At 59.4% G+C, this 22239-nt stretch carries 25 protein-coding genes; 20 read left to right on the top strand and 5 right to left on the bottom strand.

Going from position 1 to position 22239, the window contains the following annotated elements; genetic code table 11:
* Positions 1-12 precede the first annotated feature (12 nt).
* Positions 13-468 (bottom strand): lactoylglutathione lyase, encoded by a 456-nt coding sequence (locus tag JJ917_00875; protein ID MBO6697360.1) that lies wholly within the window; start codon positions 466-468, stop codon positions 13-15.
* Between the two features lie 70 nt (positions 469-538).
* On the opposite strand from JJ917_00875, the gene JJ917_00870 reads away from it, so the two are divergent.
* From JJ917_00870 to JJ917_00850, 5 genes are all read left to right on the top strand, one after another.
* Positions 539-2182 (top strand): FAD-dependent oxidoreductase, encoded by a 1644-nt coding sequence (locus tag JJ917_00870; GenBank protein ID MBO6697359.1) that lies wholly within the window; start codon positions 539-541, stop codon positions 2180-2182.
* The gene (locus JJ917_00865; protein MBO6697358.1) at positions 2172-3014 is read left to right on the top strand and encodes a helix-turn-helix transcriptional regulator; all 843 of its coding nucleotides are present in this window, start codon (positions 2172-2174) and stop codon (positions 3012-3014) included. The genes JJ917_00870 and JJ917_00865 overlap by 11 nt, the downstream gene beginning before the upstream one ends.
* Positions 3015-3116: 102 nt before the next feature.
* A complete protein-coding gene (locus JJ917_00860; protein ID MBO6697357.1) occupies positions 3117-3647 on the top strand; it encodes a YbhB/YbcL family Raf kinase inhibitor-like protein in 531 nt (176 codons plus the stop codon).
* A gap of 60 nt (positions 3648-3707) precedes the next feature.
* On the top strand, positions 3708-4331 hold the full coding sequence (locus JJ917_00855; protein ID MBO6697356.1) for a YbhB/YbcL family Raf kinase inhibitor-like protein: 624 nt from the start codon (positions 3708-3710) through the stop codon (positions 4329-4331).
* 262 nt (positions 4332-4593) lie between these two features.
* Positions 4594-5109 (top strand): damage-inducible protein DinB, encoded by a 516-nt coding sequence (locus tag JJ917_00850; GenBank protein ID MBO6697355.1) that lies wholly within the window; start codon positions 4594-4596, stop codon positions 5107-5109.
* A 23-nt stretch (positions 5110-5132) separates the two neighbouring features.
* Here JJ917_00850 and JJ917_00845 read toward each other — a convergent pair whose 3' ends face one another.
* Positions 5133-5534: a RidA family protein gene (locus JJ917_00845; protein ID MBO6697354.1), complete on the bottom strand. Its 402-nt coding sequence runs from the start codon at positions 5532-5534 to the stop codon at positions 5133-5135.
* 271 nt (positions 5535-5805) lie between these two features.
* On the opposite strand from JJ917_00845, the gene JJ917_00840 reads away from it, so the two are divergent.
* The 9 genes from JJ917_00840 (at position 5806) to JJ917_00800 (ending at position 14334) form a co-directional block, all read left to right on the top strand.
* Positions 5806-6837 (top strand): ABC transporter substrate-binding protein, encoded by a 1032-nt coding sequence (locus tag JJ917_00840; protein ID MBO6697353.1) that lies wholly within the window; start codon positions 5806-5808, stop codon positions 6835-6837.
* Positions 6838-7018: 181 nt separating this feature from the next.
* The gene (locus JJ917_00835) at positions 7019-7726 is read left to right on the top strand and encodes an ABC transporter ATP-binding protein (protein ID MBO6697352.1); all 708 of its coding nucleotides are present in this window, start codon (positions 7019-7021) and stop codon (positions 7724-7726) included.
* Positions 7726-8607 carry an ABC transporter permease gene (locus JJ917_00830; GenBank protein MBO6697351.1) on the top strand — a complete coding sequence of 294 codons (882 nt, stop codon included), beginning with the start codon at positions 7726-7728 and terminating at the stop codon, positions 8605-8607. Before JJ917_00835 ends, JJ917_00830 begins: the two co-directional genes overlap by 1 nt.
* Positions 8608-9882 carry a cytosine deaminase gene (locus tag JJ917_00825; GenBank protein MBO6697350.1) on the top strand — a complete coding sequence of 425 codons (1275 nt, stop codon included), beginning with the start codon at positions 8608-8610 and terminating at the stop codon, positions 9880-9882.
* A gap of 3 nt (positions 9883-9885) precedes the next feature.
* Complete coding sequence (locus JJ917_00820) at positions 9886-11286, top strand: FAD-binding oxidoreductase (GenBank protein MBO6697349.1); 1401 nt, start codon at positions 9886-9888, stop codon at positions 11284-11286.
* Positions 11287-11344: 58 nt separating this feature from the next.
* Positions 11345-11914, top strand: a complete 570-nt coding sequence (locus JJ917_00815) for an NAD(P)H-dependent oxidoreductase (protein ID MBO6697348.1) — start codon at positions 11345-11347, stop codon at positions 11912-11914.
* Between the two features lie 6 nt (positions 11915-11920).
* Positions 11921-12601, top strand: a complete 681-nt coding sequence (locus JJ917_00810; GenBank protein MBO6697347.1) for an NAD(P)H-dependent oxidoreductase — start codon at positions 11921-11923, stop codon at positions 12599-12601.
* Positions 12598-13536, top strand: coding sequence for an isopenicillin N synthase family oxygenase (locus JJ917_00805; protein ID MBO6697346.1), 939 nt, complete (start codon positions 12598-12600; stop codon positions 13534-13536). Before JJ917_00810 ends, JJ917_00805 begins: the two co-directional genes overlap by 4 nt.
* Entirely contained in the window at positions 13537-14334 is a 798-nt protein-coding gene (locus JJ917_00800) for a creatininase family protein (GenBank protein ID MBO6697345.1), read from the top strand. It begins immediately after the preceding gene.
* Positions 14335-14340: 6 nt separating this feature from the next.
* Here the strand turns inward: JJ917_00800 and JJ917_00795 are convergent, their stop codons facing one another.
* On the bottom strand, positions 14341-14562 hold the full coding sequence (locus JJ917_00795; protein MBO6697344.1) for a helix-turn-helix transcriptional regulator: 222 nt from the start codon (positions 14560-14562) through the stop codon (positions 14341-14343).
* The gene (locus JJ917_00790) at positions 14562-15131 is read right to left on the bottom strand and encodes a DUF2975 domain-containing protein (GenBank protein MBO6697343.1); all 570 of its coding nucleotides are present in this window, start codon (positions 15129-15131) and stop codon (positions 14562-14564) included. Before JJ917_00790 ends, JJ917_00795 begins: the two co-directional genes overlap by 1 nt.
* A gap of 109 nt (positions 15132-15240) precedes the next feature.
* On the opposite strand from JJ917_00790, the gene JJ917_00785 reads away from it, so the two are divergent.
* The 3 genes from JJ917_00785 to JJ917_00775 all read left to right on the top strand — a co-directional run bounded on the left by JJ917_00785 (position 15241) and on the right by JJ917_00775 (position 18319).
* The gene (locus JJ917_00785) at positions 15241-15861 is read left to right on the top strand and encodes a hypothetical protein (GenBank protein ID MBO6697342.1); all 621 of its coding nucleotides are present in this window, start codon (positions 15241-15243) and stop codon (positions 15859-15861) included.
* A 95-nt stretch (positions 15862-15956) separates the two neighbouring features.
* The gene (locus tag JJ917_00780; protein ID MBO6697341.1) at positions 15957-17768 is read left to right on the top strand and encodes an amidohydrolase family protein; all 1812 of its coding nucleotides are present in this window, start codon (positions 15957-15959) and stop codon (positions 17766-17768) included.
* A gap of 176 nt (positions 17769-17944) precedes the next feature.
* Positions 17945-18319, top strand: coding sequence for a hypothetical protein (locus JJ917_00775; GenBank protein ID MBO6697340.1), 375 nt, complete (start codon positions 17945-17947; stop codon positions 18317-18319).
* A gap of 101 nt (positions 18320-18420) precedes the next feature.
* Here JJ917_00775 and JJ917_00770 read toward each other — a convergent pair whose 3' ends face one another.
* Positions 18421-19290 (bottom strand): DUF2189 domain-containing protein, encoded by an 870-nt coding sequence (locus JJ917_00770; protein ID MBO6697339.1) that lies wholly within the window; start codon positions 19288-19290, stop codon positions 18421-18423.
* A 495-nt stretch (positions 19291-19785) separates the two neighbouring features.
* Here JJ917_00770 and ccoN point away from each other — a divergent pair, with 495 nt between their 5' ends.
* The 3 genes from ccoN to JJ917_00755 are packed head-to-tail and all read left to right on the top strand — an operon-like array spanning position 19786 to position 22238.
* Positions 19786-21282 carry a cytochrome-c oxidase, cbb3-type subunit I gene (ccoN, locus tag JJ917_00765; protein MBO6697338.1) on the top strand — a complete coding sequence of 499 codons (1497 nt, stop codon included), beginning with the start codon at positions 19786-19788 and terminating at the stop codon, positions 21280-21282.
* Positions 21283-21288: 6 nt separating this feature from the next.
* The gene (ccoO, locus tag JJ917_00760; GenBank protein MBO6697337.1) at positions 21289-22029 is read left to right on the top strand and encodes a cytochrome-c oxidase, cbb3-type subunit II; all 741 of its coding nucleotides are present in this window, start codon (positions 21289-21291) and stop codon (positions 22027-22029) included.
* A complete protein-coding gene (locus JJ917_00755; protein ID MBO6697336.1) occupies positions 22026-22238 on the top strand; it encodes a CcoQ/FixQ family Cbb3-type cytochrome c oxidase assembly chaperone in 213 nt (70 codons plus the stop codon). Before ccoO ends, JJ917_00755 begins: the two co-directional genes overlap by 4 nt.
* Position 22239 lies beyond the last annotated feature (1 nt).

Raw genomic sequence — 22239 nt, 5'->3', positions numbered from 1 at the left:
AGAGCGCAAGGCCTACCACTCGCCGGTGTTGGGCATGGATGCCCAAGGCTCCCGCGCCGGCAAATTATCGCCTTTTTGCAGCATCTCGATTGAGATGCCGTCCGGTGAACGGACAAAGGCCATATGCCCATCGCGCGGCGGGCGATTGATGGTCACGCCACCATCCTGAAGTCTTTGGCAGAGCGCGTAGATGTCATCGACCACATAGGCCAGATGTCCGAAATTGCGGCCACCGGTATAGGCCTCGGATTTGCCGTCCTCATCGGGCCAATTGTAGGTGAGCTCGATCATCGGCGCCTTGTTGGCAAGCGCCGCCTCTTTGTCCTCGGGCGCGGCCAGAAACACCAGCGTGAACCGGCCGCCTTCGCTGTCGCGGCGGCGAATTTCCACCATGCCCAAAAGGTTGCAGTAGAAGTTGAGGCTGGCGTCGATATCTTGGACGCGAACCATGGTGTGCAAATAACGCATCGTCGCTCTTTCTTTTTGTCTGGTTGATCCCGACATAGGACACCTGACGCGCTGAACCAAGGTCCCCCCGATGCCAATCAAAACCCACACGCCGCGCAACACCCAGCCGAAAAACAACCTGGAGCGCGCGGCCTACCCCACGCTATCCGATGAACATGTCGCTCTTCTGGAAAGCGTTGGCGAGCGCCGCACGCTGGAACCGGGAGACGTTGTCTTCGAGGTGGGACAAGACAGCTACGATTTCCATCAACTTCTGTCGGGCACGATGCATGTTATCGACCGCACCGACGGGCACACCGTGGTGACGGTATCCTCACCCAACTTCATCGGTGAGCTTGGCATGCTGATGGGTCAGCGGACCTTCTTTGCCGCCGAAATCGGCGAGAAAGCCGAAGTCATCACGGTCAAAAACGACGTGCTGCGAGAGCTGATCGCCACCCATCCGGAATTCAGTGACATCATCGTAACCGCCTTTGCTGCCCGACGACGCCTGATCATGGAATGGGGTGAAGGGCGCCTGACCATCGTCGGCGATCCAACCAACCGCACGACACTGCGCCTTCTTGAATTTGCCACCCGGTCTCTTGTGCCCCACCGGTTTGTGGACCGCACGCAAGAGGGTTGGGAGCAAGCCCTCGATCATCATTGCGCCTTGCCGCAGGCCGATTGCCTTGCGCTGATCGGCAAGGATGAAATCCTGGTCAATCCGCGCGCGCGCGAAGTCTCAGCTGCGCTTGGCCTCGATCTAGAAGCCAAGGCCGACCGGCTGTTCGATGTGCTTGTCGTCGGCGCTGGTCCTGCCGGCCTGGCGGCATCGGTCTACTCGGCCTCTGAAGGGTTGAATGTGATCACCATCGAAGACACCGCCATCGGCGGCCAGGCGGGCACCTCCTCGCGGATCGAAAACTATCTGGGCTTTCCGCGCGGCATTTCCGGCGCTGATCTCGCCTATCTCGGCGAAGTGCAGGCGGTGAAATTCGGCGCCCGTTTCACCGTACCGCGCCGCGCGACCAAGCTGCACTGCAAGAAAACCCACTACGAAGTGGAACTGGACGACGAAACTTGCATCCGCACCCGCTCTATCGTGCTTGCCAATGGTGTGCAGTACCAGCGCCTACCATTGGACGATCTGGAGCGCCTGGAAGGCCATGGCGTCTACTACGCCGCCACCGAACTGGAAGCCCGGTTTTGCAAGAACACTGAAGTGGTGATCATCGGCGGCGGTAACTCCGCAGGTCAGGCCGCCATGTTCCTGTCGCGTCATGCCAAACATGTGCATTTGCTGGTGCGCCGTGACGGTTTGTCGGAGACCATGTCATCGTACCTCTCGACACGCATCCTAAGCGACCCGTCGATCACCCTTTGGACGCAAAGTGAAGTCTGCCATCTGGATGGCGAAAAACGCCTGGAATCGGTGCACATCAAGAACCGGCAGACCGGCGAGGTGAAACAGGTGGATAGCCAAGCGCTGTTCATCATGATCGGCGCAGCGCCCAACACCGGTTGGCTCAACGGCCAGGTCGATTTGGACGCCAAAGGATTCATCAAAACCGGCGCGGACGTCAGCCTGGAAACGCGCGGTTACGCGACCTCCATGCCAGGGATCTACGCCGTCGGCGACATCCGCTCCGGGTCGGTCAAACGCGTCGCCTCGGCGGTTGGCGAGGGCTCTGTGGTGGTGTCAGCGGTGCATGCCCATCTCAATGGCGGATAAACGCACCGTGTCGAAGCTGGGCGACGCCGGGAGCGACTTGGGGGCAGGTGCGCAGGCCAAAGTTTCGATCTACCCGATCACGCAGGCCACGACCGCGACCTTCACCGAGCTCTATTTTCGACTGACGTTCCTGTTCTTTATCCAGCGCGGAAGCAAGCACGTTCTGTGCCCGAAGCAGGGTGAAATCGCCGGCCACGAAGGCGATCTGATGATCTTTCCGCCGGGGTCCATCGTCACGATGGAAAACCGCCCGGTCATGAACGACGATTACCGAGCTCTGGGGGTGTGTTTCACCCACGATCTGGTGGATGCGGTCTTTGCGGACCTGCCAAAATCCAACAGCGCCTTGGGCGTGCAGGTTGTGCGCGCGAAGGACCACAATCCATCGCATATCCTAAGCCTGATCCAAGAGACTTTGGACAATGACAGCCTGCCGGAAACGATCAAACAACATCGCCTGATCGAGCCTTTGCTCTGGCTGCGCGGCAAAGGATTTCGATTGCCGACTAAGGTGCAAGATGACCCGATCAGTCAGGTTAGAAGCCTGATCGAAACCGACCTCAGCCATCCCTGGATGGCCAAAGAGGTGGCCGAGCACTTTGCCATGAGCGAGGCAACAATGCGCCGCTGGCTATCGCGGACGGGTCAAGGATTCTCCAAAATCCTATTGAACACGCGGCTCGAACGAGGATTAGCCCTGCTGCAAACAACGCACACGCAAGTGTCCGAAATAGCCTTAGAGTGCGGGTTCAAAACGCCATCGCACTTCTCCGACGCTTTCCGCAAAAGGTTCGGAGTTAAGCCAAAAGACATCCGTTCAGCGGCAAATTGATCGAATTTCGAATATTCTTGATTGGGTGTAAGAAGCGACAGAGCGAGACGGCAGGTAGGTTGACCTCATCAACAACCCACGATCCCAAGCAAGGATAGAACGATGAGCCGCAACCTAGTCTTCTCCACCGTATTGGCCGCAACACTTGCGAGCCCCGCTTTGGCAGACGGATTGACCCTGACCAGTCCTGACATTGCCGAAGGCCAGCAGTTGAGCAATGAGTTCGTTTTTCAAGGCTTTGGCTGTGAAGGCGAAAACACTGCTCCAACACTGGCCTGGTCCGGCGCCCCTGACGGCACGCAGAGCTTTGCCGTGACCGTCTATGACCCGGACGCACCGACCGGTTCGGGCTGGTGGCACTGGTTTGCCTTCAACATCCCTGCCGACGTCACGGAACTGCCTGGCGGCGGCGAGATGCCAGCAGGCGTGGTTGAGCTGGCCAATGATTATGGCGCAACAGGCTTTGGCGGCGCTTGCCCCCCTCCAGGAGAAGTGCACCGCTACATCTTTACCGTCCACGCGCTCGGTGCGACGCTCGAACTGGACGCCTCTGTCAGCAACGCGCTGGCCGGCTTCATGGTCAATGCCAACAGCCTGGCTTCGTCGACCATCACCGCGGTTTACAATCGCTGAACTCAAAACCGTCCCGGCACACGCCGGGGCGGCGCCTCTTTGATTTAAGGGAGAAACGCAATGAAAATCACGATCAACGACTGGGCTAACGGCGCGCCCATCCCGCCCCGCTTTGCCTTCGGCAAGATCCCGGCCGAGGGTCGTTTCGAGCTCTCCGACAATGTCAACCCGGCGGTTGCTTGGAGCGACGCGCCGGCCGGCACCAAGTCCTTCGCCCTGATCTGCCATGACCCGGACGTTCCTTCGAGCGGTGACGACGTGAACCAGGAAGGCAAGACCGTTCCAGCCTCGCTGCCAAGGGTCGACTTTTTCCATTGGGTTCTGGTCAACATTCCCGCTTCGGTCACCCAGATAGACGAAGGCGCCGCCTCATCGGGCGTGACGCCCAGGGGTAAATCCGTTGGCGCGAAAGCCTATGGCCTGGCTGGCGAGAATAACTACACCAACTGGTTTGCCGGTGACGACGAAATGGGCGGAACCTATGGCGACTATGATGGGCCGTGCCCACCATGGAACGACGCCATCGTCCACCACTACCATTTCACGGTGTATGCGCTCGACGTTGAAGCGGTGGACGTACCGAACGACTTCGGCGGACCGGAGGCGTTGGCGGCCATCGATGGCCATGTCCTTGATAGCGCGGCGCATATCGGCACCTACACAATGAACCGCGACTTGGACTGAAGCCCTGCTGATCTGACCAGGTCGTTGCACTGCCATCGAGACGAGTGTCGTGACAACTGTGCCGATATTGGGCTGGAACCCCCCGAGGCTATGCGACCTCCATGCGACGGATCTATGCCGTCGGCGACATCCGCTCCGGCTCGGTCAAACCCGTCGCATCGGCCGTTGGCGATGGATCTGTGGTGGTTTAAGCGATGCCAAGCTTTCTGGCGCAGAGCGAAGGCAAGCCAAAACCGGCGCACATCCTTTGAAAGGAGACACCATGCCGACCAAAGAGCATGCGATCACCATGGCGCGGTACAATGCCTGGCAAAATGAGAGCCTCTATTCGGCCGCCGATCAACTAGGCGCAGATGAGCGCGAAAAAGAGCGTGGCGCATTCTTTGGGTCGATCCATCAAACGGCCTCCCATCTGTTATGGGGCGACTCATTCTGGATGAGCCGCTTTGCAGGCACGCCTGCGCCGGGCGGCAGCGTCAAAGAGTCGACGGCCTTCGCATCGGCGTGGGATGATCTAAGGGCGAGGCGCAAGGCGCTCGACCAGACAATTTTGCGCTGGGCGCACGACGTTCCAGCCGACTGGTTTGACGGCGAGCTTTGCTGGCATTCGGCGGTTGCTGGCGGCGAGGTTTGCAAACCTCACAAGATCCTGGCGACCCATTTCTTCAATCATCAGACCCACCATCGCGGCCAGATGCACGCGATGCTCACCGCGGCAGGTGCTAGGACCGAGGATACAGACCTGCTGTTCATGCCAGAGGCTTTTGCCAGCCTCTAGCGAGGTGCCTAATTAGCAAAAAATTACGCTACCGGCCCAACCGCCGTTGCTTCGATCTCCACCAGAAATTCCTCGCGGGTGAAGCCGCCGACGATGATCAGCGTCGAGGCCGGTAGCTTTGGCACATTGGCGAGCCAAGCGTCGCGGGCTTTCATATAACCGGCCATATGCTCGCGGGCCGTAACAAACGCAAACAGATGACAGACATCGTTCTTGCCAAGGCCACCTTCGGCGAGCACAGCCTCGATATTTTCAAAAACCAGATGCGCCTGCGCCTCCGCGCCCTCAGGAATCGTCCCGTCCTTGGCCATCGCCAACTGACCGGCAGTGCGCACCATGCGTTGACCGGCCTCGATCGCCACACCGTGCGCATAGCGCGCAAAAGGCGGAGCCAAACCGTCGGGCAAAAGGGATCGAAAGCTCAAAGCGTCACCTCATGAAGGACGAAAACCGGCCAATTGCCTCCATAGCAAGCACAAAGCGTGGGCATCATGCACAGGCAAAAGGCAAAGGCGCATTGCGACTAGATTTTAGGCGTTTTTGCGTTGACATCACAACCCACCCGCCACCTAATCGTAACCAAGCGGGTTGGTCTGAGCGCATCGAGCGAACCGGACTGTGCCCCAAAAATGGCTAACCTATAGTGGCAGGCCAAACATGCGCGACGCATGCGCACAAAAAACAGCGGAGTCCTTGATGACACTTTCTTCCTCGTCCCACCGCCGCACATCCACGCGCAAAATTGCCCTGCTAGCAGCCACCGCCTTGTCCGTTGGCGCGGTTTCGCCAGCGCTTGCCCTTGAAGAGGTGGTGTTCGGCACCAACTGGCTCGCCCAAGCCGAGCACGGCGGTTTCTATCAGTCCGTCGCCGACGGCACCTATGAGGCCTGCGGTCTGGACGTTTCCATCGTCACCGGCGGCCCACAGGTGAACAACAAGGCGCTGCTTCTGGCCGGCCGGATTGACTTCCACATGGGTGGCGATTTGGTCTCCACCTTCCTCGCCGCCGAGCAAGACATCCCGGTCGTCGCCGTCATGGCCGCCTTCCAGAAACACCCTCAGGTGATTATTGCCCATCCCGGTGAGGCCGATTCGTGGGAAGAGCTCAAAGACCTCACGCTGCTCATCGGCGACAACGGCTTTGCCGGCTATTATCGCTGGATGGTCGAGGCCCACGGTTTCACCGACGAGCAGCGCGTGCCTTACACCTTCAACCCGGCACCGTTCCTCGCTGACACGCGCACCGGCATGCAGGGCTACCTTTCCTCCGAGCCTTATGTCATCGAGACCGAAGGCGGATTCACCCCCAACGTGTTCCTGATCGCCGACGCGGGCTTTGCGACCTACGCAACGACCGTGGAAACCATGGCGGCCACCATCGAAGAGCGGCCTGAAGTCGTCGAATGCTTCGTCGAAGGCTCGATCCTCGGTTGGTACAACTATCTCTATGGCGACAATGCCGCCGCCAACGAGCTTATCATGGCCGACAATCCGGAAATGACGCAGGACAAGATCGACTACGCGATCGAAAAGATGCTCGAATTCGGCATCGTCGATTCCGGTGATGCGTTGGAGCTGGGGATCGGCGCCATGACTGACGAAACCATCGACGCGTTCTACGCCCAGATGGTCGACGCCGGTGTGATCGACGCGGGGCTTGACTACACGGCCGCGTACACGACCGAATTCGTCAACCAAGGCCTGGGCTTGGACTTGCGACCGGAATAACCCTTTTCAATTCCTCCCCCCGACGACACTGTAACGGCGCGCCTAAAAACAAGGGTGCGCCGTTCCCCTGAAGAGACCTGGACATTGCGTCTTGCCTGATACCCAAGCTCAATCCACGCCCATCCTATCGCTGCGCCATGTCGGTAAGGTGTTCGGCGGCTCGGTGACCGCGCTCGATGACATGTCGATGGACATTCACGACGGCGATTTCGTCAGTCTCCTCGGGCCGTCAGGATGCGGAAAATCCACCGCTTTGCGTTTGATTGCCGGGCTGATGCGGCCAACATCCGGGCGCATCGTCTGGACCGATACCGGGCGCAAAAGCACCGGAGGTCAGGACCTCGGCGTGGTGTTTCAGGAGCCGACGCTGATGCCGTGGGCAACGGTGGAAGATAACGTCTGGCTGCCCATGAGGCTCGCCAAAATCAGCAAAGCTGAGGTGAAGGACAAGATCGACGAAATCCTCGAAGTCGTCGGCCTGTCTGGGTTTGAAAACAGCTACCCGCGCGAACTGTCCGGCGGCATGAAAATGCGCGTCTCCATCGCCCGCGCCATGGTCACCCGGCCAAAACTCATCTTGATGGACGAACCGTTTGCAGCGCTCGACGAAATCACCCGCTTCAAGCTCAACAATGACTTGCTGGAGATGCAGGCGCGCATCGGTTGCACCGTCATCTTCGTCACCCATTCGGTGTTCGAAAGCGTCTTTTTGTCGAACCGCATCGTGGTCATGGCCGCCCGTCCAGGTCGCGTCGTGCAAGAACTGCGGGTGAACGAGACCTATCCGCGCCACGAAGACTTCCGCACGTCGCCCAAATATGCCGCCCACTGCCGTGAGGCCTCCGAGGCTTTGCACGCAACGCTCGGCACCAACGCGGAGGCGGCATAATGGCTGTGATCTCCAACGATGATGCACCACGCCTCTCGCCATCCGACGACGCGCAGGTTGTCGATCTTGAAGAACGCGCCCTTGCCCGCCGCGAGCGCTTGGACAAGATCGGTGCTTGGATGCTGCCAGTCGTCATGATTGCGCTCGGCATCTTTGCCTGGGATCGCGTCGTCGCGATCAACGAGATCCCGCATTACATCTTGCCATCGCCCGGCCGCGTTTGGGACACGCTGATCGCTGATTGGCGGGTTCTGTTCGATGCGCTTTCCATCACCATGATGATCACAGGCGCCGCGCTTTTGGCCGCCATCATCGGTGGTGCGGGCTTGGCGATCCTCTTCAAACAGTCTCGCCTGATGGAGATGTCACTCTACCCGTATGCGGTGATCTTGCAGGTCACGCCCATCGTGGCGATTGCCCCGCTGATCTTCATTTATGTCGAAGAGCGCCTGGTTGGCCTGCTGATTTGCGCCTGGCTCGTGGCCTTCTTCCCTGTCCTGTCCAACACGACGCTGGGCCTCAACTCCGCAGACCATAATCTGCGCGACCTGTTCAAAATCTACGGCGCCTCGCGCTGGCAACGCCTTTTGCATTTGGAGCTGCCCTCAGCCCTGCCCTACTTCCTCGGTGGCCTGCGTATCGCGGGCGGTCTGGCGCTCATTGGCGCGGTGGTCGCTGAATATGTGGCCGGCACCGGCGGTATCGGCTCGGGCCTCGCTTTCACGATTTTGGAGGCCGGTTACCGTCTCAACATCCCGCGCATGTTCGCTGCGCTGATATTGATCGCGGCAACTGGCGTGGTGATCTACGCTGTGCTGAGCTTTCTCAGTTGGCTCTTGCTCCACAAATGGCACGAGAGTGCCTTGAAGCGGGAGCGCTAGGTGACCAGCGCATTTGCTCTACCTGAAGGCCCGGTTACCCTCGATAATCTCACCCTGCCAGGCCCGCTGATCGGCGCCGATGACGCATTGGTCACAGGCTCCGTCACGATTAATGACGGGCTCTTCTCAGACCAGATTGCGCCGACCCGGATCAACATGCATGGGCGCATGGCCCTACCAAGCTTCGTCGATATGCACACCCATCTAGACAAGGGGCACATTTGGCCGCGCACACCTAACCCCGATGGCACGTTCGACGGCGCCCTCTCGTCAGTGGCCGGGGACCGCGAGGCCCGCTGGTCTGCCGACGATGTCCGCGCCCGCATGAACTTCGCGCTGGAAGCCGCCTATGCCCACGGCACCAAGGCGATCCGCACGCATTTGGATTCGATCCCGCCTCAGGATGACATCTCCTGGGCGGTGTTCGACGAGGTGCGCGCCGATTGGAAAGGCCGTGTCGATCTGCAAGCCGTCAGTCTTGTCGGCGCTGATGGCATCGAACCAGACGGCACCGGTCGCTACCAAAAAACCGCAGACATCGTTTCCAAAGCCGGTGGCGTGCTCGGCCTGGTCACCTATCCCTTGCCGGACCTGGAAGATCGGCTGGAAGCCTTTTTCCGCCTGGCCACAGAGCGCGAGTTGGACGCCGATTTTCACGTCGATGAAACCGGCGATCCCTCGGTCGCGACACTGCGCCAAATCGCGCAAACTGTTCTAAAAACAGGCTACAAAGGTAAAGTCGTCTGCGGTCATTGCTGTTCACTCGCCGTCCAGGATGAAAGCGAAGCTGATCGCACCATGGATTTGGTCGCCGAAGCTGGCCTGACCGTCGTCTCGCTGCCGCTGTGCAATCTCTACCTACAGGATCGCAATTCGGGCGCCCGCACCCCGCGTTGGCGTGGTGTAACCTTGGTGCACGAGATGAAGGCGCGAGGCATCCCGGTCGCCTTTGCCTCGGACAACACACGCGACCCCTTCTACGCCTATGGCGATCTGGATATGGTCGAGGTGATGCGCGAAGCGACCCGCATTGCGCATCTGGACCATTCCGATGCCGATTGGGTGACCGCCTTCTCGACGACCCCGGCAGCCATGTGCGACTTTGACTACACGCCCTTTGCTGCTGGCACACCCGCCGACTTCAATCTGTTCAAGGCGCGCTCATGGAGCGAATTCATGGCGCGTCCGCAAACCGACCGGACCGTGATCCGTGATGGCAAGGTGCTCGACCTTTCGCCGCCCGACTACGCGGTTCTCGACCCGTTTATGGAGTAACCAATGACCGGAAACATCGCCGCCGTGCGTGAAGCGCTTGACCATCTCGACATCGACGATAACCCGGCCACGCTGAAACAGAAAAGCCGCGACTTCTTTTGGTACTCCCCGGTGCTCAAAGAGAAGATGGACCATCTGATCGGCGATTTCGTCGTGTCACCACGCTCCGAAGCCGAAGTGATCGAAGTCCTGAAAACCTGTTTCGCCCACGATGTGCCGGTCACGACACGCGGCGCGGGCACCGGCAATTATGGTCAAGCCATGCCGCTGGCCGGTGGCGTCATTATGCACATGAAGAACATGACCAAGGTGAAGGAAATTCACCCAGGGCGCGTGATCGTTGAGCCTGGAAAGGTGGTCAAAGACCTGGACGCTGAGACCCGCGCCCATTCCGGCCAGGAACAGCGTATGATGCCCTCCACCTACGGCACGGCAACCATTGGCGGTTTCATCGCCGGTGGTTCCGGTGGCATCGGCTCAGTGCGCTGGGGCGCTTTGCGCGACCTGGGCAACATTCTGCGCCTACGCGTTGTCACCATGGAGGCTGAGCCACGCATTTTGGAATTCACCGGAGAAGACTTGGCGCGTGTTTCCCACGCCTATGGCACCAACGGCATCATCACCGAGATCGAAATGCCGCTGGCCCCGGCGTATGACTGGGTAGAGTTCGCGCTCGGCTTTGACGATTTCATGGACGCGGCGACCTTCGGCTACAATCTGGCCCAGCAGGACGGCATCCTGGTGAAGCTCATCACACCCATCGAAGCGCCGATCCCCTTTAAATTCTTCAAGCGTTTTCAGGGGCATGTCCGGGAAGATCAGTCGATCCTTATCGTGCTGGTCGCGCCGCAATCGCTGGATGGGTTCACCGCCTTCATGGGCCGCAACAACGACCCGGACGTGATCTACCGCTCTGATGCGTCGACCTTCGATCGCACGCCCGGTCATCTGGCTGAATACACTTGGAACCACACCACCCTGCGCGCGCTGCAGGTCGATCCGACTGTCACCTATCTCCAGGTGCGTTATGGCGGCCCTGATCCGCTGGCTAAGGTCGCCAAGGTCCGCGAAACGTTTGGCGCCGAAGTGCTCCAGCATCTTGAGGCCATGCGCGAAGGCGGCAACGTCATCTATGCTGGACTGCCCATCGTCGATTTTTCCAAAGAGGAACGGCTCAACGAGATCGTGCGCATCCACGAAGAGCTGGGCTGCATGATCTTCAACCCGCACCGCTACACGCTGGAAGAAGGCGGACGGCAGAAAACCGATGATCGTCAGCTGAAATTCAAAAAAGAAGCCGATCCCAAAGGCCTGTTGAACCCGGGCAAGATGATCTCCTGGGACGATCCAAATTGGTCTTACGAAACGATGTACGCCTATCCGAAGATGAAGCAAGCAATTTGATCAACTGACTTTCAGTTAAATAAGGGGATTTGTGGTGTCCGAGGCTGGCAAAAGGGTGATGGTGATCTTTGCACACCCCGTGCCTGAAAGCTTCTCAGCCGCGTTGCATGCACGTGTCGTCAAGACAATGGAAACGGCCGGATGGCAAGTGGATGACTGCGATCTGAACGCGGAAAACTTCCCAGCCGTCATGACCTGCGAGGAACGGCGCACCTATCATGACGAGCAAATCAACAAAAATCCAGTTAAACGATATGTCGAACGGCTCCAGGCAGCCCAAGCCGTCGTATTCGTCTACCCAGTTTGGAACTTCGGCTACCCTGCCATCCTGAAAGGGTTTTTCGACAGGGTTTTCCTTCCTGGCGTCTCCTTCAAGCTGGTCGATGGCCATGTGCGCCCGGCGCTCACCAACATCAAGAAGTACGCCACGGTCACCACCTATGGCGGCACACGTCTACGTGCCTTTCTGGCCGGCGATCCGCCACGTAAGCTCATGACGCGGCCTGTGCGCTACGTGATGGGCGGCGCGCCTATGCAATACCTCGCACTTTACGACATGAACCGAGCGAGCGATCAGAAGAGGGCGGCGTTTCTCGCCCACGTCACCCAACAGATGGAGAGGTTCTGACCCGGCATGCAGGCCAACCGTGCAACCAGCGGCATGAAAGCGCTGATCGTTTATTGCCATCCCAGCGCGACAAGCTTCAACCATTCGGTTCTTGAGACCGTCACCGACGAACTGACCCAGGCCGGCGCTGAGACCCGCGTCATCGACCTTTATGCCGAGCGCTTCCAACCGTCACTGACGTTGGAAGACTGGACCGACTACGAAGACACCAGCTGCAACACCGACCGTATCGGCCCGCATGTGGAAAGCCTGCAATGGTGCAACGCGCTGATCTTCGTCTACCCCACCTGGTGGTTCGGCCAACCGGCCATGCTGAAGGGTTGGCTTGACCGCGTGCTGGTGCCCGGCGTTGCCTTCACCATGCCGTGTGAGGACAACAAGCGCTTTGGCCACACGCTCAAGCACATCAAGCATCTGGGCGTCTTCACCACCTGCGGTGCCTCGTTCTGGCTCACCAAATTGATCGGCTCGCCCGGCAAGCGCATCCTGATGCGCGGTTTGCGAGCTCTTTGCCACGATCGGGCGCGCACCGTGTTCGCCGCCCACTACCGCATGGATTTTTCAACATCGGATAGCCGCACCCGGCACTTGGCACGCGTTCGCAAAAAGATGCGCAAGCTGATCGGCCAGCCAACCGCAGCAGTGCCGGTCGCAGGCTATCCCAACAAGGTGAGGCAAACGGCATGACGACCATCCCCGTTCTCGACTACGCAACGTTCTCCGGCGCGACCAAACAGGACTTTGTGGACGCTTGGGGCAAAGCCGCCCGTGGGCCGGGCTTCATGGTGGTGAAAAACCACGGCGTGGACCCAGACCTGATCGCAAACATGTTTGCCAAAGCCGATGAGTTCTTTGCTCTGCCCGGAGAGGAAAAAGCCAAGATTTCGATCGATAAATCACCGCATAACCGCGGTTATGCCGGCACCGGGTCGGAAAGCTTGGATGAGAAGAGCGGCCAGATGGATCAAAAAGAGGCCTTCAACATGGCCCTTGATCTGCCTGCCGATGATCCGCGCGTGATCGCCAAAGAGCCCTATCGCGGCACCAATATGTGGCCCGATGTTCCGGGCTTCAAAGACACGTTCACCGCCTATTTCGATCAAGTGTTCGACCTCGGACAGAATCTCCACCGCGCCATCGCGCTGGATCTCAGCCTGCCAGAGGACCATTTCGCTGAACCCTTTGTGGATTCCATGTCCACCTTGCGGGTGCTGCGCTATCCACCGGCGATCAACCCCCAGCCCGGCGAAATCGGCGCGGGGGCGCACACCGACTACGGTTCCATCACTTTGTTGATGAGTGATGGCACTGCCGGCCTTCAGGTGAAGCCACGCGACAGCGCCGAGTGGATTGATGTCCCGGCTATTGATGGTGCCTTTATCGTCAACATCGGTGATCTGCTGATGCGCTGGACCAACGACATCTATGTGTCGAACCCGCACCGGGTTCTGCGCCCAGTAAAAGAGCGCCGCTCGATTGCTTTCTTTATGGACCCCAACCCGAACGCGCTCGTGCAAGCGCTGCCCGGAACGGGCGAGGAAAAGCATTATGAGCCAATCCTCTGCCACGAATATCTCACGATGCGCCTGACGGCCACCTACAGCCAGAAAGCGGCAAGCTAAATGACGAAACGCTACCGCTGGGCCGACTACAAGACCACCGAATTTGAAAATCTCGATCCGCAAAAGGTGATCGCAGTATTGCCAACGGCTGCCATTGAGCAGCACGGGCCACATTTGCCGGTCGGCGTCGATACGTTCTTGAATGAGGGCATGCTCGCCACCGTTGAAACGCTGCTGCCTGAGCTGGCGCCGGACCTAGATGTGCGCATCTTGCCGGTGCAGGCTATCGGCAAATCCAACGAGCATCTGCACGCGCCTGGCACGCTAACCCTGCCCGCCGACTTGGCCCTTGCCATCTGGACGGAGATCGGCCTTTCGGTTGCCCGTGCTGGCGTGCGCAAGATGGTCATCACCAACTCCCATGGCGGCAATCTCGATCTGATCTCCATCCTATCGCGCGAAATGCGGGTGCAGGCACGGATGCTCTGCGTCAAAAGCCAGTGGGGCAATTGGGGCGTGCCAGATGGGCTCTACACGGAGGATGAGATGAAGTTCGGCATCCATGGCGGCGATGTTGAAACGTCGATGATGCTGCACTTCCATGAGGATTTGGTGGATATGAGCAAGGCGGAGAACTTCCGCTCCACCGCCGAAGATCTGCAAGGCGGCTTCAAGATCTCCCCAACCGGCATGCCCGCCTATGGATGGATTTCGTCCGACCTCAACAGCGATGGCACGGTGGGTGATGCGAGCATAGCAACGGCGGAAAAAGGCCGACAAACTGCCGACCATTATGCGCGTGGTTTCATCGGCCTGTTGAAAGACGTTGCCGAGGCGGACATCACCCGGTTCGACTAGGCGGCTCTAGCCCTCGCCGGCCTCGTCCGGCTCGTAGCGAATCAAATCTCCCGGCTGGCAGTCGAGATACGCGCAAATCTTCTCCAGCGTCTCAAAGCGCACGCCCTTCACCTTGCCGGACTTGAGCAGCGACACCTGCTGCTCCGTGATGCCAATGGCGGCGGCAAGCTCTTTGGAACGCACCTTCCGCCGCGCCAGCATCACATCAAGATCAACGACAATCGCCATCAGACGATGCTCGCATGATCATCGGCCACCCGCGCGGCTTCGCTGAGCACCAATCCCAATCCCCACAGCGCAAAACCTGCTGCGAATGCGCCAATATCAGATGTTGTGAAACCGACACTGAGCACACCTGGGCCGTCTGGATTGGTCATCGAAAGATAGAGCGTGGATAGCGTGTTGCTTGCCATAGCCGTCACCGCGAACACCACGAACCCCAGACCCGCCCGCGACACCAGCTGCGCGTTACGGGCATCCAGCACGGTGCCTTTGGCCAGGCGGCGAAACAGCTGAAAAAGCACCAGCATCGTCAGCACAAACACGACAACGGGGACCGTGCGCAGCAGCATCGGCACAATCACATTGGGGAAGCTGGCCGCATCAGCCGCCATTTCTGTGCCCAGCATGCCAAGCGAGGTGCTGATGAAGGTGATGCGGATGTCTTCAGAGACCCATTGACCGATCAAGCCGATCAACAGCCCGGCAGCAGCAAGCAAGGGAACAATCGCGACCCAACGGGCGCGACGCGAGACAGGTGTGAGGGCAGACGGGGAGGAATGGGGGGAGGCAAGCATGGGGATGTCCTTGAACTGGGAATGATCGAGCGATGAAATTATCGCTTCCAATCTAAAAATTAATATAATAGATGAATTTTATCGAGTCAAAGTAAGAGTTCTTCAAATCATGAAATTCCCCCTATCCGTGCTCTCCCGCGGTTCCATCTCCCGCAAAATCACCGCTGCCGTTCTTGGCGGCGCAACGGCGCTTGCCCTGCTGGCCGGCTGCAGCCATGTGCCCATCACATCCGTTCCGGCGCTCGCAGCCATTGACTTCCAAACGACAGAGTTTGGCGCCCTGCGCGCCGCGATCGAGATGCCGGCTGCTCTGGTGCCGAAAATTGACGGCGTTCGGCTCAATGTCAGGCTGACCATTGAAGGAGCCGTGGCCGAAGAGCGTTCCTACGCGCTGGTTGGGCAAGACCTCACGTCAGTCCAAACAGATCTTCCGCAAGCCGACGGCGACCGCCACACCTTCATTTATGCGCTTTCGCCGGACGATCAGCGTGGCATGGACGCCATCCGCCGGGCCGTCGAGGTCGCCAAAGCGAACCAGCAAAGCGGATCGCTCAGCGTGAGCGTCAGCGTCGACGAGATGTGCGTTGCCGGCGACCTTCCAGATGGTCCGCTGCGCGTCGACGTCTTCTTGAAAACCAGCGAAACCAATCGCTTCGTCCGTACCCTTGATGGCTTTGATCTGCGCGAAATCTCAACCGACGGATTGGACGAGGAACTCCCGACCTGCTGACGCAGGCGAAGGCAATGTGAACAGAAATGCCGCTTGCCAAGGTTGGAGGCGCGATGAAAGGGTGAGGGCATCAAATCGATGCTTGGAGCCCACTGATGTCCTCGCCTTCAACCACCCTCACCCGCTTTTCCGTCGCGCCCTTGTCCGGCATGACCCGCCACCTTGCGGACGTAACATCCGGGCGCGCCGATCCCGACACGGTGATCACCGACGTGCGCACGCTCAACACCTACTCCGAGCGCATTGCACCGGACAAAGAAGTGTGGATTGCCGGTGGACGGATCGCCGCCGTGAAACCTGCCGGCACCTACCAGGGCGCAGCCCCGCGCTATGACGGAAAAGGCGGCATCATCGCGCCTGGCCTGGTCGATCCGCACCTGCACATCGAATCCTCCATGGTCACCGCTTGCGCCTATGCCGAGGCAGCTTTGCTCAACGGTACGACCACGATCTTTTGCGACAGTCACGAAATCGGCAACGTCATGGACGTCGCCGGGGTCGAGGCCATGCTGGAAGATGCGCGCCAGGCCCCGCTTTCCATCTTCCTCACCGTGCCATCGACCGTCCCCGCCACTTCACCGGAGCTTGAAACGGCAGGTGGCGATCTGACGCCGGAGAAAATCGCCGGCATTTTCGATCGCTGGCCGGAAGCAGTGGCCCTCGGCGAGAAGATGGATTTCGTGCCCGTCTGCCTGTCGGACGAACGCTCGCACGCCATCATCGAAGCTTCTTTGTCACGCGGGCGCCCGGTCTCCGGTCACGTCTATGGCCGCGAGTTCGTTGCCGCCTATGCCGCCGCTGGTGTCACCGACACCCACGAAGCGATCGACCGCGACATCGCCGACGATCTTCTGGACGCCGGCATTTGGGTGTTTCTGCGCGGCGGACCACCGACAACGCCATGGCACTCGCTGCCGGAGGCGATCAAGACGATCACCGAGCTCGGCGCCTCCACCAAACGCGTCGCCGTCTGCACCGATGATCGCGACGCCGATGATCTTTTGATGTTCGGCCAGGATTGGGTCACCCGCCAAGCCGTCAACGCCGGCATCAAACCGGAGACCGCCTGGTCGATGGGCTCGCTCCATGGGGCCACACGCTTCGGCATGGAAAACGAGATCGGCGGCCTCGGCGGTGGGCGCCGCGCCGATCTGGTGCTGCTCAATGATGAGTTGGAACCGCAAAACACCTGGTATGGTGGCGAGCTGGTCGTTGAAAACAAATCGATCACGCCACGCCTCGATCAGGCGCTCTCCACACGCTACACCTATCCCGATGCGGCCTTCACCAGCGTGAAGCTGCCCGAGGCTATCACCATGACGCCTGAGGTCCCCTCGCGCGATGTCACCGCCAACGTGCTGCGCGTCGCGCTGCCTGGCATCACCCTCTACCATGACACGGTAGATCTTAAGGCCAGCAATGACTGGGGCACGCACTTCGATGACCACGGGCTGTGCTTCGTCACCATCATCGAACGCCACGGCAAGACCGACGGAAACGTCGCCCACGGTTTGTTGAAGGACTTCGGTTTGAAGGATGGCGCGGTGGCCTCATCGGTTGGCCATGACAGCCACAACATCATCATCGCTGGCACCAACGCCGAGGATATGCAGGTCGCGCTGGCAGCTCTCAAGGAGCATCAAGGCGGCGTCGTCACCGTCCAGGGTGAAGAGGTTACAGCCATGGTGCCGCTGCCGATCGCCGGGTTGCTGTCGGACAAGCGTGTCACGGTGGTCGCTGAAGAGATGAGCACGCTGAAAGCCGTCTGGAAGGAAATGGGCTGCACCATTCCCTTCATGGGCTTCAACCTGATTCCCCTCTCGGTGATCCCGGAAATCCGAATCACCGACAAGGGTATGGTGCGCGTTCCGGAGATGACTCTGGAGCCGCTTTACGTTGGGGAATGAGAAAAAGCCTTGGGAATCAATACCGGTTGCGGAAAAGCCTGCCGACCGAAATTCCTGAATGGCGTCAGACACTTTTGCGAAAAGTGAAACAATGACGCAAATTTTAGCCCAAATATGCGCCTAAAAGGCTAAGGTTAAGTACGGACCAACTGGCCCTCCAACCAAGGAGTGTGACCATGCAAGCACCTTACCTTTCGCCACCGGGCAGAATGCCCAAGCCGCCACTGGTGCGATTCCTTATCAAAAATGCTGCCATTGGCTTTGCGACGGCCGTCCTGTTTGTCGCCGCGATGCTTTACTTCAACGTCGGCAACCTAATGGCCCTTATCGTCCAATCCGATGTCGGCCTGTTCGCGATCGTGCTGATGACGCTGATGATCGGCTTCACCTTTGCCAGCCTGCAAATGGGCTTTGCGGTGATGTTTGCCTCAGACGATATCGACAAGGGACAGCCCGGCCGCGCCAGCCCGCTCATGTCGAACAAGGAAATGCGCCGCCTCGGGTTGCGCCCTCTACCGGTAAAACCCAAACCCGGCGCAAAGCACCCCTGAGATAAAGTCTCCTCCCAAACTGAAAACGCCGCGCTGGGATTTCCAACGCGGCGTCTTTTTGTCCGGACGCGGTCGTGTAGGACCCGCAGAACCTTTGGGGCTTAGGCCTCGTCATTCGGCACGACCGTCTGGCGATAAAGGTGCCAGGTCGCGTGCCCAATGATCGGCAGCGTGATGATCAGCGGGAAGAAGAACAGCAGCGCTGAAACCGCCACGATACCGGCAACCATCACGCCCCAGACGAACATCGGCCAGGGGTTTTTCGCCACGGCGTGGACGCTGGTCATGATCGCGGTCATGAAATCCACTGGCTTATCGTGCAGGTAGGGCACGCCGACGACCGAGATGGAGAACACAGTGCCCGCGAGAACGGCACCGAAGGCGTTGCCGACGAACAGGAATACCAGACCACGGGCGGTGAAGGCTTCCTCGATCAGCGAGCTGAGATCCATCTGCGCGAAGTAGAGCGGGTTGTAGCCGAAATTCAGCGCGTAGATCACGCGAGCAACGACCAGCCAGACGATCAGCATGAACGCCAGCACGAAACCATAAAGAAACACGTGCGTGACGCCATGGCGTTTGAAGGCCCCGAGCACGTCCCAGCCAACCTGCTCGCCGGTTTCGATACGGCGCGAAATCTCATAAAGACCAATCGCCGCGATCGGGCCGATCAGCAAAAAGCCGGCGGTGAAAGGGAAGATCAACGAATAGGACTCGGTGACCAGCAAGAACACCATCAAGAGCAGGCCCATGATGAAATAGGCCGCGCCGAAGAAGGTGGAGACAAAGGCGCCCTTCTTAAAATCGGAAATGCCCGCGTGCAGCGAGCTGAACACCGTGTCGAGACTGATCTGATTGACCTTGGTCGGCGGCACATAGCCTTGCGGCACGAAACCGGCACGGCTGTCCTCGGGCTCACCAATGATCTCATCAAGCTCGCTGATGTTGTTTACGTCGTTTGCACTCGTCATCGGTGTTTCATCCCTCTAGTGCCTGCATCATGCCAAGCGGGCGCGGCCAAGTGCGCGCGACAACGCTCGTTCCAGTCGGACCACAGCGTATGCCCGCGGCCTGCCGTATGCGACAACCTGTCCAAGAGGCGCAAAAAGCGCAAGTCCGGGCAAGTGACTGCATACCAGCCCACCAGCTTCACGATGGGGTCCACCCCGACCGCTATACCGAAACCCGTTTCCTGGGATCGACATAGATCAAATGCGGACCCGACTTTTGTCGATCAGGGAACCCCCGTGCGCAGCACCCCCAACTGATGGATGATAAGTGAGTTTGGCTACCTTTGATGTAGCGCAACGCCCTCGCGCCCGCTTGAGGGTTTGTGGGCGATGCGTTGGGCCGCGAGTCCGTGTCCGCCAGCATCATATCGGTTTCGACGATTTGACAGGCATCCGGCATCGCTTCGCCCGCACGCAGACGCGACATGACACGAATTAGGTCAAGGACACCAAACAATGTCAGCACAAGCCGTAGCTCAATCGGCTGGCAGCACAGAGGCCCCGGCCCGCCCGCTCACTTACGCGGATGACGCCGTACGCCTGTTTACCATCGCAACGGTCCTTTGGGCTTTTGTTGGGATGGCAGGCGGGGTCTTCATTGCCGCACAGCTCGCCTTTCCGGCCCTAAATTTTCACGAGTGGGTCAATTTCGGCCGCTTCCGCCCCGTCCACACCTCCGGCGTGATTCTGGGCTTTGGCGGCAACGCTTTGCTGGCCACGTCCTACTATGTTGTACAGCGCACCTGTCAGACACGGCTGTTCGGACCCAACTGGTTCCACATCCTGCAGTTCTGGCTATTCCAAGTTGTGCTGCTGTCAGCCGCCGGCTCCTACGTGCTTGGGTTCACCCAATCGAAAGAATATGCCGAGCCTGAGTGGTTCTTCGACATTCTCATCACCGTCTGGTGGGTGTCCTACCTGGTTGTCTTTGTCGGCACGCTGGTCCGGCGCAAAGAACCGCACATCTATGTCGCGAACTGGTTCTTCCTGGCCTACATCGTCGCCGTGGCCATGCTGCATACGGTCAACAACATTTCGATCCCGATTTCGTTGTTCTCGCCACATTCCTACTCGATCTATTCCGGCGTCCAGTCGGCGATGATCCAGTGGTGGTACGGACACAACATGGTCGGCTTCTTCCTGACCGCCGGCTTCATCGGCATCATGTACTATTTTGTGCCCAAACAGGCCGAACGCCCGATCTACAGCTATCGCCTGTCGATCGTGCACTTCTGGGCGCTGATCTTCCTCTACATCTGGGCTGGTCCGCACCACCTGCACTACACCGCGCTGCCCGATTGGGCGCAGACGCTGGGCGTGGTGTTCTCGGTCATGCTGTGGATGCCTTCGTGGGGCGGCATGGTGAACGGTATCATGACCCTGTCGGGCGCCTGGCATAAGCTGCGCACCGACCCGATCATGCGCTTCCTGGTGGTGGCTGTTGCCTTCTACGGCATGTCGACCTTCGAAGGTCCGCTCATGTCGATCAAAGAGGTCAATGCCCTCTCGCATTACACCGACTGGACGGTTGGTCACGTGCACTCCGGTGCTCTTGGCTGGGTGGCGTTCGTTGCCTTCGGCGCGATCTACTATCTCGTGCCACGCCTTTGGCGGCGCACCATGCACTCGGTCGCCCTGATCGAGGTCCACTTCTGGCTCGCCTCAATCGGTATCCTTCTCTACATCACCGCGATGTGGGTGTCGGGTATCACGCAGGGCCTGATGTGGCGCACCTATGATGAGAACGGCTTCTTGCTCTACACGTTCTCCGACACGGTCGCGATGCTGCACCCCTACTACGTGACGCGCTTCCTGGGCGGTGTCCTCTATCTCGGTGGCGTGGTGGTCATGATGTACAACCTCTACCGCACCATCACCGGACCGATCCAAGCGCGCACCCCCACCCCCCTCGTTTCGGGCCACAAGCCCGGCGACCTCGCACCGGCGGAGTAAACGGTCATGTTGAATCACGGTATCATTGAAAAAAGCACGCCGTTGATGCTGCTCTTGATCCTGCTGTCGCTTATCGTCGGCGGCATGGTCCAGATCATCCCGCTGTACAAAGTGGAATCGACCATCGAGCCGGTGTCGGGTGTGCGACCCTACTCACCGCTGGAGCAGATCGGCCGCAACCTCTACATGCGCGAGGGCTGCTACAACTGCCACTCGCAGCAGGTGCGTCCGTTCCGCGATGAAGTGGACCGTTATGGCCACTATTCGCTCGCCGCAGAGGGGGTCTACGACTACCCCTTCCTATGGGGCTCCAAACGCACCGGGCCGGATCTTGCCCGCGTCGGCGGCAAATACTCCAACGAGTGGCACGCTGCCCACTTGCGCAACCCGCAAGCCGTGCTGCCGGAATCGATCATGCCGGACTACGCGTTCCTGGAACGCCCGCTGGACTATGACGATATCGAGCTGCACATGCGCACCCTGCGCTTCGTCGGCGTGCCCTACACCGACGCCGACATCGAAGCGGCCCGCGATGACATCATCGCTCAGGCTGTCCCGACCATTGGCGACGCCACGGCACTGCGCGAGCGTTATGCCGACGCCCCGCTTGGCCCATTCACCGGCAACGATGAAGAGGTCACGGAAATGGACGCGATGATCGCCTACCTGCAGGTGCTCGGCACGATGGTGGACTTCACCACCTTCGATCCGGAAACCATGCTGCAGGGCCAGGAGGTGGGACGATGAGCTCTGAGGCTCTGATCGGCTACTCGGAGGCCGCCTTCCTTGCGATCGGCCTCCTAGCCATCCTCCTGTTGCTGGTGCGCGTCTTCCATCCAGCCAATCGCGCCAAGATGGACGACCACGCCAACATCATTTTCCGTGGCGAAGATGCCCCCGAACCTCGGATGCCCGATAACCACGAACCAAGCCGCAACCCGGCAAGGCAGGACTGAC

This window comes from Hyphomicrobiales bacterium (genome assembly GCA_017642935.1).
In the GTDB taxonomy this organism is placed as follows: domain Bacteria; phylum Pseudomonadota; class Alphaproteobacteria; order Rhizobiales; family MH13; genus MH13.
Note: the sequence above shows the minus strand (reverse complement) of the source record. Positions and strands in the feature narration are given on the sequence as shown.